Here is a 16,879-nt window from a genome sequence, read left to right as displayed (position 1 = left end):
AGCTATTAAGGTTAACAGACGGTAAATCAGCAATCTCGAATTTTCAGCTTGTGTCTCATTTCAACTCGAATAGCTTGTTCGCAGGCGGAATTCGAGGACGGACAATAATGGAAGCTGCGGCTAAGGGTGCGTCGGCTGGCGCCAGCTCAAAGGCTGATTCCCTGCTCAACCGAACGATGATGCAGCTCCTGGAGCATGTCGAATATCGCCTCATCACCGGGGGCGAGGATCTGGAAGCGATCTACCGGCTTCGATATCAGTCCTACCTCAAATCAGGCATGTGCGGTCCGATCGCCAGCGGGATGTTCGAGGATCGCTGGGATAATCTTCCCAACTCCTACCGCTTCGGCGTCTATTGTTACGGCGAATTGGTCAGCACATTGCGCTTTCACTATATTTCCAGTGAACAGCCATACTCACCTTCGGTGGACGCCTATCCGGAAGTGTTGCTCCCGCGGCTCGCCCGGGGGGAAACCTTCATCGACGGCACCCGCTTCGCAACCGATCCCGATGCCGCGCCGGCGCCCGGCGTTCTGCCTTTCCTGACGCTCAGGATCGCCATGGTGGCCTCCAATTATTTTGGCCAGGACTCGGTGCTGACTCCGGTCAAGGTCGAGCATTCTCATTTCTATGCCCGGTTCTTCAATGCCGTGCAGAAGAGCGAAGCCAAGCAGTTCCCGGGCGTTCTTGCTCCGATCGCGCTGTTCGAGATCCCTGCCGGCGAGAATATGCGCCGCACGCTCGAGCGGTTCCCGTTCTACAATTCGACGCCGATGGAGCAGCGGCTGATGTTCGGCAATCCGGCCATCAACCGGCTGACGCCCCTCTCCATTCTGCCGACGGCGAAATACTATCGCGCCGCTGCCTGAACGCAGGCCATGAACCTTTCGCCGGCTGCGCCGTTATCAAGGTCGCACCACGGTCTGCCAGGCGATCGCGCCTGTCACAGGAAAGGATCCCCGCATGACCATCCACTCGCTCGCGCTGACGCCGCTGATCTCGCTGATCGCCGGCGTACTGATCCTGGTGATGCCTCGGCTCCTCAACTACATCGTCGCGCTTTACCTGATCGTTGTCGGTCTGCTCGGCCTTTTTCCCCACCTCGCCAGCTGAAATCCCGCGCCGGCCGCGTGGACACAGCCGCGGCATTCAATTTCAACTTTCGTTTGAGGCTGTTGTCGCCGGCTGTGCGGCAATAGCGCCATTGCTCTTGGTTCGGCTTTTCGCTATGTGCCTCAAAGGCATTTTCGAAGGGGTACTTCCATGGCTGATCACACGCCGACCGGTCCTGTCGAGCTGGGCGCGCAAATGGACTATGCCGAGCACGACCGTACCTACAAGGGCTTCCTCGGTCTTGCCAAATACGGCTCGCTGTTCTGTGCCGCCATCCTTATCGCAATGGCCTTCGGCTTCTTCGTCGGCGGCTTCTTCTCGGCGACCGTCCTGTTCATCCTGATCATGGCCGTCGGCACTCTCATTCTGCGGTAGACTTCCCAAGCCCATTGCCCTCGACGTCGCCGGACGTCCGGCCGACGCCTTGCGCAATCAAGGTTCCAGCCGAAAGGATCATCCGGTGGGACAAATAGTATTCATCCCTCGTGAGGTTGACCCGAACGAGCCGCGCGTCGCGGCCTCGCCGGAGACGGTCAAGCGCCTGACGGGTCTCGGCTTCGACGTGATCGTCGAGAAGGGCGCCGGCCTCGGCTCCCGCATCCCCGACCAGGACTTCACTGCTGCCGGCGGTGCGATCGGAACGGCGGCCGACGCCAAAAGGGCCGATGTCGTGCTGAAAGTGCGCCGGCCGACGGATCCGGAGCTCAAGGGCTACAAGTCGGGCGCCGCCGTGATCGCCATCATGGATCCCTACGGCAACGATGCCGCGGTGGCCGCGATGGCCAAGGCCGGCATCACCGCCTTTTCCATGGAGTTCATGCCGCGCATCACCCGTGCGCAATCGATGGACGTGCTGTCCTCGCAGGCCAACCTCGCCGGCTACCAGGCGGTGATCGATGCCGCCGCCGAATATGACCGCGCGCTGCCGATGATGATGACGGCGGCCGGCACCGTGCCGGCGGCCAAGACCTTCATCATGGGGGTCGGCGTCGCCGGCCTGCAGGCCATCGCCACCGCGCGCCGCCTCGGCTCTGTCGTCACCGCCACCGACGTGCGCCCGGCGGTGAAGGAGCAGGTGCAGTCGCTCGGCGCAAAATTTCTGGCGGTCGAGGACGAGGAGTTCAAGGCGGCCGAGACGGCCGGCGGCTACGCCAAGGAAATGTCGAAGGAATACCAGGCCAAGCAGGCGGCGCTCACCGCCGAGCACATCGCCAAGCAGGACATCGTGATCACCACCGCGCTGATACCGGGCCGTCCGGCGCCGAAGCTGGTCTCGGCCGCCATGGTTGCCTCGATGAAGCCGGGCTCGGTGATCGTCGATCTAGCGGTAGAGCGCGGCGGCAATGTCGAGGGCGCGGTGCCGGGCAAGGTCGTGATGACCGAGAATGGCGTCAAGATCGTCGGCCACCTCAACGTGCCGGGCCGTGTCGCCGCATCCGCCTCGCTGCTCTACGCCAAGAACCTCTACGCCTTCCTCGAGACGATGGTCGACAAGACGACCAAGCAGCTTGCCATCAAGCGCGACGATGAGCTGGTCAAGGCGACCATGCTGACCGACGGCGGCAAGGTGGTGCATCCGAACTTCGCCAAGGCGGTCGAGCAGCCGCGCACCGAGCCGGCGGCCATTCCGGCGACGAGCATGGTCGCCGACGCCAGACCGGCGCCGAAGAAGAAGTCCGCAGCCAAGCCTAAGGGGATCGCGTGATGGACGCCTTGCAGAAAGCCCTCGACCAACTCGATCAGGCGACTGCCGCCGTTCGCCTTGCGGTGCAGGATCTTGCCAACGCGCCCGCAGGCGAGGCTGCCGGTAACGCGGCGCACGCGCTGTCCGGTGGCGCCGTCGATCCCTTCGTCTTCCAACTCGCCATCTTCGTGCTGGCGATCTTCGTCGGCTATTATGTCGTCTGGTCGGTGACGCCGGCGCTGCACACACCGCTGATGGCCGTCACCAACGCCATTTCATCGGTCATTGTCGTCGGCGCGCTGCTCGCCGTCGGCATCTCGGCCTCCGGGCTCGCCGCCGGCTTCGGTTTCGTCGCCCTGGTGCTGGTCTCGGTCAACATCTTCGGCGGCTTCCTGGTCACCCAGCGCATGCTCGCCATGTACAAGAAGAAGGAAAAGTGACGTGACCGTCAATCTGGCTTCCTTCCTCTATCTCGTCTCCGGCATCCTGTTCATCCTGGCGCTGCGCGGGCTGTCGCATCCCACCACCAGCCGGCGAGGCAATCTCTTCGGCATGATCGGTATGGCGATCGCTATCGCCACCACGCTGGCATTGGCTTTGCCTTTGGCTCCCTCGGTCGACCGTTTCGGCTGGATCGTGCTCGGGCTGGCCATCGGCGGTGGCATCGGCGCGGTCACCGCGCGCCGCATCGCCATGACCTCGATGCCGCAGCTGGTCGCCGCCTTCCACTCGCTCGTCGGCTTCGCCGCCGTGATGGTGGCGGCTGCCGCCATGTACGCGCCGGAGAGCTTCGGCATCGGCACGGCGGGCGACATCCATGCGCAGGCGCTGGTCGAAATGAGCCTGGGCGTAGCCATCGGCGCCATCACCTTCACCGGCTCGGTCATCGCCTTCCTCAAGCTCGACGGCCGCATGTCCGGCAAGCCGATCATGATCGGCGGCCGACATCTCATCAACATCGCGCTCGGCATCGCGTTGGTGGTGCTGATCGTGCTGTTGGTCACCATGGAATCGAAGCTCGTCTTCTGGCTGATCGTCGCCGCCTCGCTGGTGCTCGGCGTGCTCTTGATCATCCCGATCGGCGGCGCCGACATGCCGGTCGTGGTGTCGATGCTGAATTCCTACTCGGGATGGGCGGCTGCCGCGCTTGGTTTCACCCTCGGCAATCTGGCGCTGATCATCACCGGCGCGCTGGTCGGCTCGTCCGGCGCGATCCTGTCCTACATCATGTGCAAGGGCATGAACCGCTCCTTCATCTCGGTCATCCTCGGCGGCTTCGGCGGCGAGACGGCCGCGGTTGCCGACGACGGCATCGAGCGCACCGTCAAGCAGGGCTCGGCCGATGACGCCGCCTATCTGATGATGAACGCGCAGAAGGTCATCATCGTGCCAGGCTACGGCATGGCGGTCGCCCAGGCGCAGCACGCGCTGCGCGAGATGGCCGACAAGCTCAAGGCCGCCGGCGTCGAGGTGAAATACGCCATCCATCCAGTGGCCGGCCGCATGCCCGGCCACATGAACGTGCTCTTGGCCGAGGCCAACGTGCCTTACGACGAGGTGTTCGAGCTGGAGGACATCAACTCCGAGTTCGCGCAGGCCGACGTCGCCTATGTCATCGGCGCCAACGACGTCACCAACCCGTCCGCGCGCGACGACAAGTCCTCGCCGATCTACGGCATGCCGATCCTCGACGTCGACAAGGCCCGCACCTGCCTGTTCGTCAAGCGCTCGCTCGGCTCCGGCTATGCCGGCATCGACAACACGCTGTTCTACAAGGACGGCACCATGATGCTATTGGGCGACGCCAAGAAGATGACCGAGGAAATCGTCAAAGCGTTTGATCACTGAGGCGACTGTGGCCGACTGACCGAAACAGAAAAGCCCGGCAGCGACAGGCGGTGGTTTTTCGTTGATCGGATGGCCTCGGTGCCGATGCGTCACGAGCAGCCCACGGCGCAGACACTCAGGTCTACTCCGTGGCGAATGCTCAAGGCGCAGCCGAAACCTGGCCGCTCTCCAATCAGTGTTCGCGGCGAAGGCGGCGGTCTGTCACCACCTGCGCCAGCATTTCTGTCGGGTCGCGGTCGATCGGCAAGGCAAAGGCGTTCTCGAGATCGCAGCTGGTAAGGCCGATATCGCGACGCTCGCATTCGCTCATGGCGGCCAGACATGCGAGCTGGCTGCGCGCCTTCCAAAACCGTGGCAGCCACAACAGCGTCCATTTCACCGCCTCGTACATCCGGAAAAGCGAGACGAGAGCGTGCCGCCGGTAGCCGGTTTCGGCACCAATCGAATGATCGTTCGTTGTCATGGCGTTTGTCTCCGTGCTCGACATGGTTGCCTCCTGTTGCGATCGCCGGCATTCGGCGCGGCCTTGGCCTGCGCACCGGTTGCAGCGATCTTGCCCACGCGTTGCGGCTTGGGTTTCTTGCCACCTTCATCGTTGAGTGCGAGATTGCGCCGTTTCGAGATGCTTGTCCGGAAAGCGGCCTGAAAGAGTACTGACGAAGCTCTGAAAATTCTGAGGATCAGACAGTCGCGATGAACGTCGAGCCACAGTCGATCTACAGCTTCGCCGGCTTCAGCCTCGACACGCGCGCCGGAGTGTTGCGCGACGGTTCGGGCGAGATCGCGCTGCGACCGAAATCGCTCGATCTGCTGATTTTTCTTATCCGCAACGCCGGCCGGCTGGTGCCGAAGGACGAGCTTCTGCATGCGGTGTGGAGCGACGTGATCGTCACCGAAGATTCGCTCACCCAATGCATCAGCGACATCCGCCGCGCGCTAGGCGACAAAGCGCAGACGCTGATCCGCACCATGCCGCGCCGCGGCTACATGTTCCCCGGCGAAGTGCTGGAGGGACCGCCAGCCGTCGATGCACGTCCGTCGCCTCAGCTCCCCGACAAGCCGTCGCTCGTCGTGCTTCCATTCGAGAACCTGTCATCGGACCCCGAGCAATCCTACCTCGCCGACGGCACGGTAGAGGAGATCACGGCGGCGCTAGCGCGCATTCGCGGCCTGTTCGTCATCTCGCGCAACTCGGCCTTTGCTTACCGAGGCCAGGCGCTTGATCTGCCGCGCATCGGCCGCGAGCTCGGCGTCCGCTACGTGCTGGAAGGAAGCGTGCGCCGGCATCTCGACCAGATCCGCATCTCGGCGCGGCTGGTCGAGGCAGAGACCGGCAGTCTAATCTGGGCGGAAGGTTTCAAAGGTGACATCGCGGATGCGTTCGCGCTGCAGGACAATGTGACGGCGGGTGTCGCAGGCGCGATTCTGCCGTCAATCCAGATGGCGGAAATCGAGCGTGCGCGCCGCAAGCGGCCGGGCGACCTGCAAACCTACGATCTGGTGATGCGCAGTCTGCCGCATGTCTGGGCGCTCGGTCGCCAGGACAATGCGATCGCCATCGAGACGCTTGAGAAGGCTTTGCTGGGCGATCCCGATTATCCGCTGGCTCTGTCCCTGCTGTCCTGGTGTCATGCGCAGCGCAAGATCTACAGTTGGTCGACCTCGCCAGAGGCCGACCGGCGCCGTGCGCTGGGGCTGGCGGAGCGATCTGCCGAACTCAACGGTGACGATCCATTTTCCCTGGCCGTGCTCGGCGCTGCCCACACCGTGTCGGGCAATTTCGTCACCGCAGGCGCGCTGCTTGAAAAGGCGTGTTCGATCGATCCCAATTCGGCCTTCGCCTGGAACAGGAGCGGGTGGGTTGCAGCCTACAGAGACGAGGTCGAGCGGGCGGCGGAATGCTTCGAGCGGTCGCTGCGACTGGGGCCGTTCGATCCCATGGTTTATACCTGTCACTTGGGCCTGGCTGTCGTGCATTTCAGCGCCAGGCGGCCCGGTCAGGCGGCGGACCTGTATCTGCGTATCCTGGCGGAGCATCCGAATGCCTTGTGGATACTGCGTACGCTGATGCCGGCCCTTGTCGAAGCGGGACGCCTCGACGAAGCCCGGCAGCAAATGGTGCGTTGTCAGCGCGAATATCCGGAGCTCACCTTGCGGACGGTTCGCGACTCGATGCCCTTTAGAGCTGAAATTCTCGACCGACACGAAAACGCGCTGAGAAGCCTTGGAATGCCGGAATAGAGGACCACTTGCCGGATCGGTGGCCGGAACAGACAGCCGGAAGGAGGCCATGAGGCTATTTCATCGCCTGGAGCCACTGGCTAGAATCGCCGCATCGGCAACGGTGCGACCAATTTCACGAGCTATATCGTCGGAGTGGATCGTGGTCAGGCGGCGCTGCTGAACGCCGCTTTGGCAAGCTTCTTTAGAGCATCGCTACGGTCTCAAATATCCAGATTGGCGACCGACAGCGCATTGTCCTGGATGAACTCGCGGCGAGGCTCCACCTCGTCGCCCATCAGCCGCGAGAACAGCGAGTCGGCGTCGGTCGCGTCATTGACCTTGACCTGCAGCAGCGAACGCACATTCGGATCGAGCGTCGTTTCCCAGAGCTGCTCGGCATTCATCTCGCCAAGGCCCTTGTAGCGCTGCATGGTCAGCCCCTTGCGGCCGGTGGCGAACACTGCGTTGAGCAGCGCCAGCGGTCCCGAAAGCAGCTCGGAGCTTTCCTTGCGGCGCAAGGTCGGCTGCTCGCCATAGACTTCCGCCAGGCGCGAGGCATAGCGGTCGAGCTGGCGCGCATCGGCCGAGGCGATCAGCCCGGCATCGAGCTGCGCCACGTCCTTCACGCCGCGCACGGTGCGCTCGAACACATAGCCGCCGGAGCCGTCATTGGAGGCCGACAGGCGCCCGGTCCAGCCGCGCTCGGTCTCTTCGGCGATCATATCGAGCCGCCCGGCGACGCGCTCGGCCATCGCATTGGCGCGGCCGAGATCGGCAAGCACGTCGGCGTTGAGCGCGCCGGCGATCGCCGCCTGCTCGACGACGCTGCGGTTGTAGCGCGTGTGCAGCCCGTTGATCAGCTGGCGCACGGCAATTGCGTCGTCGATGGCGCTGCGCAGATCCTGGCCTGTCCGCACCTCGCCGGAGGCGAGCGTCAGCGAAGCCTCGTCCAGCCCGGACTCGATCAGGTATTCCTCATAGGCGTTTTCGTCCTTGAGGTATTGCGAGCTCTTGCCCCGGGTCACTTTGTAGAGCGGCGGCTGGGCGATGTAGAGATGGCCGCGCTCGATCAGCTCCGGCATCTGCCGGAAGAAGAAGGTGAGCAGCAGCGTGCGGATGTGGGCGCCGTCGACGTCGGCGTCGGTCATCAGGATGATCTTGTGGTAGCGCAGCTTGTCGGCGTTGAACTCGTCCTTGCCGATCGAGGTGCCGAGCGCGGTGATCAGCGTGCCGATCATGTCAGAGGAGAGCATGCGGTCGAAGCGCGCGCGCTCGACATTCAGGATCTTGCCGCGCAGCGGCAGGATCGCCTGGTTCTGGCGCGAGCGCCCGCCCTTGGCCGAGCCGCCGGCCGAGTCACCCTCGACGATGAAGATTTCGGACTTGGCCGGGTCGCGCTCCTGGCAGTCGGCGAGCTTGCCAGGCAGCGAGGTGACGCCGAGCGAGCTCTTGCGCGTGATGTCGCGCGCCTTGCGTGCGGCCTCGCGCGCCGCAGCCGCCTGGATCACTTTCTCGACCACGACCTTGCCTTCGGCGGGATGTTCTTCCAGCCAGGTGCCGAGCGCCTCGTTGACCAGGCTTTCCACCACCGGGCGCACCTCGGACGAGACCAGCTTGTCCTTGGTCTGCGAGGAGAATTTCGGATCCGGCACCTTGACCGAGAGGACCGCGGTCAGGCCTTCGCGGCAATCGTCGCCGGTCAGCGATACCTTTTCCTTCTTGGTCTGGCCGGACGATTCGCCGTAGCCGGTGACCTGTCTGGTCAGCGCCGCGCGAAAGCCCGCCAGATGCGTGCCGCCGTCTCGCTGCGGGATGTTGTTGGTGAAGGCCAGCACATTCTCGTGGTAGCTGTCGTTCCACCACATCGCGACTTCGACGGTGATGCCGTCGCGCTCGGCGCGGATGGCGATCGGCGTCTCGATCAGCGGCTTCTTCACCCGGTCGAGATATTTGACGAACTCCTCCAGGCCGCCGTCGTAATGCAGCTCATGGCGCACGATGTCGGCATGGCGGGCGTCGGTCAGCACGATGCGCACGCCGGAATTGAGGAAGGCAAGCTCGCGCAGTCGATGCTCCAGCGTGCTGTAGTCGAACTCGACCATGGTGAAGGTCTCGGCCGACGGGAAGAACGTGATTTCACTGCCGCTGCGGCCCTCATAGGTGCCCGGGCGCTTGTCCTGCTCGTAGCTTCCGGTCACCTTCAGCGGCGCGTCGGCATTGCCGTGCGTGAAGCTCATCTCGAAGATCTCGCCGTTGCGGCGGACCTTGATCTTCAGCCATGCCGAAAGCGCATTGACCACCGAGACGCCGACGCCGTGCAGGCCGCCCGAGACCTTGTAGGAGTTCTGGTCGAATTTGCCGCCGGCATGCAGCTGCGTCATGATCACTTCGGCCGCCGAAACGCCCTCTGAGGGGTGGATATCGGTCGGAATGCCGCGGCCATTGTCGATCACGGTGACGGAACCGTCGGGGTTGAGCGTCACGGAGACGAGGTCGGCGTGGCCGGCCAGCGCCTCGTCGATGGCGTTGTCCACCACCTCATAGACCATGTGATGCAGCCCCGAGCCGTCATCGGTGTCGCCGATATACATGCCCGGCCGCTTGCGCACGGCATCCAACCCCTTCAAAACCTTGATGGAATCGGCGCCGTACTCGGCTTCCGCGCCATTGGCGCTTTCGATCTGGTCGCTCATGAAAACCTGTCTGATTGATGCCGCTGGTACAGCGCGGAAAAATGGCCCCGAATCGCGCCGTTTTGATGTCCTAGATATAGGCGCAAACGGTTGCTTTTCCAAGGTTTGCGGCCATTTTGCCGGCTTGGGGAGCGACCCCGTCACGTCCGCGCGAGATGCTGGCGAGCGCATTGGGGCGTCCGACAGTGAAAGCCGTGCCGAAGCGCGGCCTCGCAAGTGTCTTCGCGGGGAGCCTCGCACCTATCCGGCGGCACGCAACGTCTTCAGCGCCTCGCTCCATCGGGACAGTTCGTCCAGCATCGTCCTGGCGCCTCCCTGCACCTGTTCGCTCGGTTGAAATGCACGGTTCTGGTCGAGCAGCGTCGCATAAGCGGGCAGCGCCACGCCCTCCGGGATCGGCATGACGCCGACGGAGGTGAGCAATGGCTTCAAGGCCTGCGCCGCGCGCAGGCCGCCGGACACGCCGCCATAGCTGAAGATCGCCGCCGGCTTGTAGCGCCATTCATGGACCAGGTAGTCGATGGCGTTCACGATCGCGGGCGCCACGAAGTAGTTATACTCCGGCGCGACGAACACGAAGGCATCGGCGGCATCGATCGCCTTCGACCAAGCCTTGGTGTGGTCGTTCTCGTATTTGCGCAGGCGCGGATGGTGCGGCTCGTCGAGCATCGGCAGGTTGAACGCCGCGATGTCGGTCAGCACCGGCTCGAACTTGCCGTGCTCGCGGGCGAAGCCCTCCAACCATTCGCCGAAGATCGGGCCGGCGCGTCCCGGCCGCGTGCTGCCGATGATGATGTCCAGGCGCTGCTTCACTTGGGGCTCCTTGCTTGACGGTATCCATTGGTGACTAAAGCAAGCCTCCATCCACAACAAGCAGGCATCGGCGGACGTCGTTCACATTCCGGCGAGGCGCCGGGCCGCTCGGTCACATGGACGTCCGCTTCGTCGGACACTACATTCGGCGCTGTCAGCGGAGCACGCTTCATGGACACCAAGCCCGCCCCCTTCGTGCCGCCGGCGCCGACGCCGCGCACAAAGCCGCCTTCGACGCTGGAGATGATGCGCATCATCTACCGCAATCCGCTCGAATTATGGGGCGAGCACACCTACAACGAGCCCTGGATTTCGGTCACCGGCGTCGGCGGGCCGCTGGTGGTCGCCAACGATCCGGGCCTCATCCGCCACGTGCTGGTCGACAACGCCAGGAACTACAAGATGGCGACCGTGCGCCAGCTGGTGCTGCGGCCGATCTTGCGCGACGGACTGCTGACCGCCGAGGGCGAGGTCTGGAAGCGCTCGCGCAAGGCGATGGCGCCGGTGTTCACGCCGCGCCACATCTTCGGCTTCGCCGAGCCGATGCTGAGACGCACGCTGGAGTTCGCCACCCGCTACGAGGCCGGCGGCACGACCGATGTCGCCCACGACATGACGCTGCTCACCTATGACATTCTGGCCGAGACGCTGTTCTCCGGCGAGATCGCCGGCGAGCCCGGCAGCTTCGCCAAGGAGATCGATCGCCTGTTCGAGACGATGGGCCGCGTCGATCCGCTCGACCTGTTGCGCGCGCCGGAATGGCTGCCGCGTCTCACCCGCATCCGCGGCCGCAAGACCATGGCCTATTTCCGCAACATCGTCGCCGGCACGGTGAGGATGCGCGAAGAGCGGATGAAGCGCGATCCCGACGGCGTGCCGCAGGATTTCCTCACGCTTCTGCTGCGCGCCGAGGGGCCGGACGGACTGACGCGCGCCGAAGTCGAGGACAACATCATCACCTTCATCGGCGCCGGCCACGAGACGACCGCGCGGGCGCTGGGCTGGACGATCTATTGCCTCGCCGGGGCGCCCTGGGAACGCGACAAGGTCGAGCGGGAGATCGACGCCGTGCTGGCGCGCGAGCCCGATCCGACCAAATGGCTGGATGCCATGCCGCTCACCCGCGCCGTTTTCGAGGAGGCGCTGCGGCTCTACCCGCCGGCACCCTCGATCAACCGCGAGCCGATCGAGCCGGAGACCTGGAACGGGTTGTACATTCCGAAATACGCCGCCGTGCTGGTGATGCCGTGGGTCGTGCATCGCCACCGCAAGCTCTGGGACAGGCCGAACGCCTTCCTGCCGGAGCGCTTCCATCCGGAAAACCGCGACCGGATCGACCGGTTCCAGTACCTGCCGTTCGGCGCCGGGCCGCGCGTCTGCATCGGCGCCAGCTTCGCCGTGCAGGAGGCGATCATCGCGCTGGCGATCCTGCTGTCGCGCTTCCGGTTCGATGTGACTCCTGAGACCCGGCCATGGCCGGTGCAGAAGCTCACCACGCAGCCGCAGGGCGGCCTGCCGATGCAGGTCTCCCGCCGCGCCTGAGCTTTTGTCAGCGGTCGGCGATAGGCCGGCGCTGCTGGAACTGGCCGGCGGCACGAAAGCGCCAGAGATAGCTGGGCAGGATGGTGGCGATCGCCTGCGGCTGGATGCCGAGGCCGGTCAGCGTCCTGCCGGCCTTGGCGGCTTCGTCTGAAACGACGTTGTGCTCGCGCAACTGCATGACCTGGTCCTTGGTCAAGAGCGGATTGGGCAGCAGCTGCAGGATCGAGGCCTGGATGTTCGCCACCCAGAACGGCACCGGCACCAGGAGGCGGCGGCGTTCGACGACCATCAGCAGCTCTTCCATGCATTGCTTGAAGGTCAGCACCTGCGGCCCGCCGAGCTCGTAGATCTGGCCGCCCTCGATCTTGCCGTCGACCGAACGCGCCACCGCTTCGGCGACGTCGCCGACATAGACCGGCTGGAACTTGGTTTGCCCGCCGCCGATCAGCGGCAGCACGGGCGAATAACGCGCCATGTTGGCGAAGCGGTTGAAGAAACCGTCCTCCGGCCCGAAATTGATCGACGGCCGCAAGATGACGGCATCGCCGATCGTGTCGAACACGGCTTTCTCGCCGAGCGCCTTGGTGCGGGCATAGTCGGACGGCGACTTGAGATCGGCGCCGAGTGCCGAGATGTGAGTGAGGCCGGCGCCGACCGAGCGCGCGGCCTCGGCGACGGCGCGCGCCCCGAAATCGTGCACGGCGCCGAATTTCTGGCGGCCGGTCTCATGCAGGATGGCGACGAGGTTGACGACATGGTCGGCGCCCTGCACGGCGCGGTCTACCGACCAGCGCACGCGCACATTGGCCTGCACCGGCTGGATCTGGCCGACATTGCCGAGCGGCTGCACATGGCCGGCAAGGTCGGGCCGCCGGCAGGCGACCCGGATGCGGTAGCCGCGCTTGGCCAGCGCCCGCACGACATGGCGACCGACGAAGCCCGAGCCGCCGAAGACGACGACGAGCTTGGGGGTCTGCAGGATTTCGGTCATGACTGGCTCCGCGCGAGTGCTTGGCTGAAGCCGTTTCTTAATCCGTTTCTCGCCAAAGGCAAAGAGCGACCGGAGGTCGCCATTGCGTTGTTTTCGGACTTGCCCAGAATGCCCCTCCTGCTGCGTTCGAAGAAAACGGAAAACCCCGCCGAGGCGGGGTTTTCCGGGCAGTGTCCACGCCGAAACAGGGCCCACCGAGGCGGCCTGACCTGAGACGGTATCAAGGTGGCGTGAAGCAAGCACGCCCGCCCCGCCCTGAACGCCCGGCGCGGCGCCGCCAACCGCGAGCCAGACGAAGCCAACCGGACGGCTCGCGGCGTGGGGTGCCGGAGATTGGTCGTTGCAGGGCGAGAAAAGGTTCACTCGCGGAGAGGAAAATCAGGCCGAGTAACGCTCGGCGAATTCCGAAATGCGCTGCACGACCGCCCTGGACGTGGTGATGCCGCGCGCCTTTGCCTTCTCCGTAGCTTCGGCGCGGGAGCGGCCGGGGATATGCACACCATAGCGCCGCCGCAGCCGGTCGAGCTGGTCCTTCATGCGCTGCTCGAATTCCGGGTCGAGCAGCTTGGGTTCGATGGCGAGAACGAACAGGCCGGTGCCGGGGCTGTCCGGCCCGCCGGTGAACCAGGGCGCGTCGAGCGACCAGTTGGCGCCGGAAATGCCGGCGGCGAGCACCTCGACCATCAAAGCGATGTTGGCGCCGCGCTGGCCGCCAAAGGCAAGCATGGCGCCCTTCATCGCCGCCGCCGGATCGGTGGTCGGGTTGCCGCTGGCATCCAGCGCCCAGCCTTCGGGGATGTTCTTGCCGTCCTCGGCCGCCTTGCGGATGTTGACGAAGGCGGTCGCGCTCGACGACTGGTCGATCACCAGCGGCGGCCCGTCGGCAGCGGGCGATGCAAAGGACATCGGATTGGTGCAATAGACCGGCTTGACCGAACCTGAACCGGCAAGCACCGCCGGCCCGTTGGTGGCGGCGAAGGAAACCAGCCCCTGCTCGGCGAGCCGCCCAGTGAAATAGCCGAGCGCGCCGCATGTATAGGCATTCTTTTGCGAGAAGATCGAGACGCCGAACAGTTTTGCTGCCTTGACCAGATCGTCGATCGTGCGGTCGAAGCCGGTATGGGCAAGTCCGCCGCGCGCATCCGAAAGATAGACGGCGAGCGCCGGTCGGGTGATCGCCGGATCGGCGTTGCCGTCGATGCGGCCGGCTTCGAGCGCTTCCAGATAATCGATGAAATGCGATAGCCCCACCGTCGACAGGCCTTCGGCCTCCGCGGCGATGATCGAGGCGGTGAGCGACTGCGCCGCTTCTTCGTTGGCGCCAGCGCCGAGCGCCGCCATCCGGCATAGGCCTGTTGCCTGGTCGAGAGTGAGTTGCATCAGGGCTGCTCCTGAGTGAGTAGGAAAGTAGGGAGTAGTCAGTAGGGGAAAACCAGCAAGCAGCCCACTGCTCACCACTCACTATTCACGACTCACTTACCCGATCTTGACCGGAATCCGAGCCTCGATCCGACTGAAGACGAAGACCAGGATGCCGGTGATCGTCATATAGATCAGCGCCAAGAGCAGCAAAGGCTCATAGGTCAGGTAGGTGTCCTGGCGCACCTTGGAGGAGACGGCGAAGATATCGATGACGCTGATCGTCGCCACCAGCGGAGTCGACTTCAGCTGCAGCACGGTCTCGCCGGTCAGCGTCGGCAGCGCCCGGTAGAAGGCCTGCGGCAACCAGATGCGCCGGAAGATTTTCCAACGGCTCATGCCGAACGCGCGGGCGGCCTCCAACTGTCCGCGCGGCACGCCGGCGAAGGCGCCGCGCATCACTTCGCCCTCATAGCCGGCGAAAGACAAGGTCAGCGCCACCACGCCATACGGCCAAGCCTGCCTGAGATACGGCCAAAGCCAGGATTCACGGATCCACGGATATTGCGGAAAGATCGAGCCGAGGCCGTAATAGAGCAGCCAGAGCTGCAGGAGCAGCGGCGTTCCCCGGATGATGGTGCAGAAGACCTTCGCCGGTGCCGAGAACCAGATCGGTCCGCCTGCCTGGGCGAGCCCGAGCGGCACGGCCAGCGCAAAGCCCAGCGCGCAGGTGACGGCGAGGATCCAAAGCGCCCGCCATATGCCCATCAGGCCCATTTCCCAATATTGCGGCAGCCAGTCCCAGCGCATGAAGAAGGCGGCGCAGAGCACCAGCGCCAGCGCGATCAGGATCAGCACGATGCGGTGCGGTTTGAGCCAGATCGAGGCGCGCGCCGCCATGTTGATCGCGGAGGCTTCGGCAGACATCAGCGTGCCTCCCTGACCGAGGGCATGCCGCGCCGCGACCAGGCCTCGACGCGGCCGATGATCAGGTTGGAGAACAGCGAGAGCGCGAGATAGAGCGCGCCGGCCGCAAGGTAGAAAAGAAGGTAGGCCTTGGTCACGCCGGCCGCCTGGCGCGTTGCAAGGGTGAGTTCGAAGAAACCGACGACGGCAAGCAGCGCGGTGTCCTTGGTGGCGATGAGCCACAGATTCGCCAGGCCGGGGATGGCGAAGGGCAGCATCGCCGGCAGCGTGATGCGTCGCAGCATCAGGCCTGGCGACATGCCGTAGGCGCGGGCGGCCTCGATCTGGCCTTGCGGAATGGCGAGGATGGCGCCGCGGATGACTTCGGTCGAATAGGCGCCCTGGACGAAACCCAGCACGAAAATGCCGGCCGCGAGCCCGCTGATGTCGACACGGCTGTAGCCCATCGCCGTCAGCACCTGGTTGATGAGGTCGGTGCCGGCGTAATAGAGCAGCAGGATCAGCACCAGTTCCGGCACGGCGCGCACGACGGTCGTGTAGACCGCGAGCAGATCGCGCGTCACCGCGCCGCCATAGAGCTTGCCGAAGGCGCCGGCGGTGCCGATCATGAGGCCGAGGCAGGTGGCGCCGATGGCGATCTCGACCGAATGCAGCAGGCCGACCAGCAGCGTGCCGCCCCAGCCGGGCGCCACGGGCGACAGGAGTTCCATGAAGCCGGTCGCGGAGACCGGAAGAAAGACGTCGATCAGCTTCGCCCCCGGATTGCTGGCAAGCCACCGAGGGCAAGGTCGGCGGCGCGCATGCGTGGCAAGGTCGGGCATGGCGCGGACGCCATGCCCTCACTCATTGCAAGAGGACTCAGTTCGACTGCGTGGCGCCGCCATAGATGTCGAAGTCGAAATACTTCTTCGAGATCTCGTCATATTTGCCGTTGGCGCGGATCGCCTTGATGCCGGCGTTGAATTTTTCCTTGAGTGCGGTGTCTTCCTTGCGGATACCGGCACCGACGCCCGGTCCAAGCACCTCATCGTCCGGGGCCACCATGCCCTTCAGGTCGCAGCAGGCCTTGCCCTGGTCCGACTTCAGGAACTCGCCGAGCGCGATCGAGTCGGCCTGCACTGCGTCGATACGGCCGGCGGCCAGATCCTGGTTGGCTTCGTCCTGGGTCTGGTATTCCTTGATCTCCTGTGCGCCGGTGAAATGCTTCTTGGCGTACACGGCATGCACGGTCGAGACCTGGACGCCGATCACCTTGCCCTTGAGATCGTCCGGCGTGGAGCCGAACTTCTGGTCCTTCGGTCCGATGATCGCGGTCGGGGTGTTGTAGTACTTGTCCGAGAAGTCGATCGTCTTCTTGCGCTCGTCGGTGATCGACATGGAAGAGACGATGGCGTCGATCTTCTTGGTGGTCAGCGCCGGGATGATGCCATCCCAGGCAACCGGCGTGATGACGCAGTCGAGTTTCTCTTCGGCGCAGACGGCGTCGACGAAGTCGATCTCCCAGCCCACCCATTTGCCCGAGGCGTCGGGCGAGGTGAAGGGCGGATAGGGTTCGGCGGCGACGCCGATCTTGACCTGCTCGGCCTTGGCCGCGCCACCCATCGCCGCGACGCCGAGAAGCAGCGCGGCGGCGAATGTCTTGACAACAGTCTTCATTTCAGGACTCCCAGTTTGTTGTTGTTCCCG

At 64.5% G+C, this 16,879-nt stretch carries 16 protein-coding genes; 8 read left to right on the top strand and 8 right to left on the bottom strand.

Translation table 11 applies throughout. The annotated features are described in order from the left end of the window. Positions 1 to 107: 107 nt before the first annotated feature. From FJ418_RS15095 to FJ418_RS15070, 6 genes are all read left to right on the top strand, one after another. Entirely contained in the window at positions 108 to 869 is a 762-nt protein-coding gene (locus FJ418_RS15095; protein ID WP_140644719.1) for a hypothetical protein, read from the top strand. A gap of 94 nt (positions 870 to 963) precedes the next feature. Beyond that, positions 964 to 1,113, top strand: coding sequence for a DUF3096 domain-containing protein (locus tag FJ418_RS15090; RefSeq protein ID WP_127866594.1), 150 nt, complete (start codon positions 964 to 966; stop codon positions 1,111 to 1,113). A gap of 150 nt (positions 1,114 to 1,263) precedes the next feature. Beyond that, positions 1,264 to 1,488, top strand: coding sequence for an aa3-type cytochrome c oxidase subunit IV (locus tag FJ418_RS15085; protein WP_140650631.1), 225 nt, complete (start codon positions 1,264 to 1,266; stop codon positions 1,486 to 1,488). Between the two features lie 85 nt (positions 1,489 to 1,573). Then, a complete protein-coding gene (locus tag FJ418_RS15080; RefSeq protein ID WP_140866754.1) occupies positions 1,574 to 2,818 on the top strand; it encodes a Re/Si-specific NAD(P)(+) transhydrogenase subunit alpha in 1,245 nt (414 codons plus the stop codon). Then, the gene (locus tag FJ418_RS15075) at positions 2,818 to 3,237 is read left to right on the top strand and encodes an NAD(P) transhydrogenase subunit alpha (protein WP_140644722.1); all 420 of its coding nucleotides are present in this window, start codon (positions 2,818 to 2,820) and stop codon (positions 3,235 to 3,237) included. The genes FJ418_RS15080 and FJ418_RS15075 overlap by 1 nt, the downstream gene beginning before the upstream one ends. Before the next feature lies 1 nt (position 3,238). Further along, positions 3,239 to 4,645, top strand: a complete 1,407-nt coding sequence (locus FJ418_RS15070; RefSeq protein ID WP_140866752.1) for an NAD(P)(+) transhydrogenase (Re/Si-specific) subunit beta — start codon at positions 3,239 to 3,241, stop codon at positions 4,643 to 4,645. A gap of 172 nt (positions 4,646 to 4,817) precedes the next feature. Here FJ418_RS15070 and FJ418_RS15065 read toward each other — a convergent pair whose 3' ends face one another. After that, positions 4,818 to 5,108: a hypothetical protein gene (locus FJ418_RS15065; protein ID WP_140866750.1), complete on the bottom strand. Its 291-nt coding sequence runs from the start codon at positions 5,106 to 5,108 to the stop codon at positions 4,818 to 4,820. Positions 5,109 to 5,338: 230 nt separating this feature from the next. Between FJ418_RS15065 and FJ418_RS15060 the strand changes: the two genes are divergently transcribed. Continuing rightward, the gene (locus tag FJ418_RS15060) at positions 5,339 to 6,886 is read left to right on the top strand and encodes a winged helix-turn-helix domain-containing tetratricopeptide repeat protein (protein ID WP_140866747.1); all 1,548 of its coding nucleotides are present in this window, start codon (positions 5,339 to 5,341) and stop codon (positions 6,884 to 6,886) included. 203 nt (positions 6,887 to 7,089) lie between these two features. On the opposite strand, the gene gyrB is transcribed toward FJ418_RS15060, so the two are convergent. Both gyrB and FJ418_RS15050 read right to left on the bottom strand, forming a co-directional pair. Beyond that, complete coding sequence (gyrB, locus tag FJ418_RS15055) at positions 7,090 to 9,561, bottom strand: DNA topoisomerase (ATP-hydrolyzing) subunit B (RefSeq protein WP_140644726.1); 2,472 nt, start codon at positions 9,559 to 9,561, stop codon at positions 7,090 to 7,092. A 240-nt stretch (positions 9,562 to 9,801) separates the two neighbouring features. Continuing rightward, positions 9,802 to 10,374, bottom strand: coding sequence for an NADPH-dependent FMN reductase (locus tag FJ418_RS15050; RefSeq protein WP_140866744.1), 573 nt, complete (start codon positions 10,372 to 10,374; stop codon positions 9,802 to 9,804). A 171-nt stretch (positions 10,375 to 10,545) separates the two neighbouring features. Here FJ418_RS15050 and FJ418_RS15045 point away from each other — a divergent pair, with 171 nt between their 5' ends. Beyond that, a complete protein-coding gene (locus FJ418_RS15045; RefSeq protein WP_140866741.1) occupies positions 10,546 to 11,916 on the top strand; it encodes a cytochrome P450 in 1,371 nt (456 codons plus the stop codon). Positions 11,917 to 11,923: 7 nt separating this feature from the next. On the opposite strand, the gene FJ418_RS15040 is transcribed toward FJ418_RS15045, so the two are convergent. The 5 genes from FJ418_RS15040 to FJ418_RS15020 all read right to left on the bottom strand — a co-directional run bounded on the left by FJ418_RS15040 (position 11,924) and on the right by FJ418_RS15020 (position 16,849). After that, the gene (locus tag FJ418_RS15040; protein ID WP_140866738.1) at positions 11,924 to 12,907 is read right to left on the bottom strand and encodes a complex I NDUFA9 subunit family protein; all 984 of its coding nucleotides are present in this window, start codon (positions 12,905 to 12,907) and stop codon (positions 11,924 to 11,926) included. 378 nt (positions 12,908 to 13,285) lie between these two features. Further along, positions 13,286 to 14,287 (bottom strand): Ldh family oxidoreductase, encoded by a 1,002-nt coding sequence (locus FJ418_RS15035; protein ID WP_181166944.1) that lies wholly within the window; start codon positions 14,285 to 14,287, stop codon positions 13,286 to 13,288. A 96-nt stretch (positions 14,288 to 14,383) separates the two neighbouring features. Then, positions 14,384 to 15,193, bottom strand: a complete 810-nt coding sequence (locus FJ418_RS15030; RefSeq protein ID WP_140644730.1) for an ABC transporter permease — start codon at positions 15,191 to 15,193, stop codon at positions 14,384 to 14,386. Further along, the gene (locus FJ418_RS15025; RefSeq protein WP_181166952.1) at positions 15,193 to 15,903 is read right to left on the bottom strand and encodes an ABC transporter permease subunit; all 711 of its coding nucleotides are present in this window, start codon (positions 15,901 to 15,903) and stop codon (positions 15,193 to 15,195) included. The genes FJ418_RS15030 and FJ418_RS15025 overlap by 1 nt, the downstream gene beginning before the upstream one ends. Positions 15,904 to 16,051: 148 nt before the next feature. Beyond that, a complete protein-coding gene (locus FJ418_RS15020) occupies positions 16,052 to 16,849 on the bottom strand; it encodes a transporter substrate-binding domain-containing protein (protein WP_140866732.1) in 798 nt (265 codons plus the stop codon). Between the last annotated feature and the right edge of the window lie 30 nt (positions 16,850 to 16,879).

Source organism: Mesorhizobium sp. B2-8-3 (genome assembly GCF_006440815.1).
Lineage (GTDB): Bacteria > Pseudomonadota > Alphaproteobacteria > Rhizobiales > Rhizobiaceae > Mesorhizobium.
This window is presented reverse-complemented; position numbering and strand designations above follow the sequence as displayed.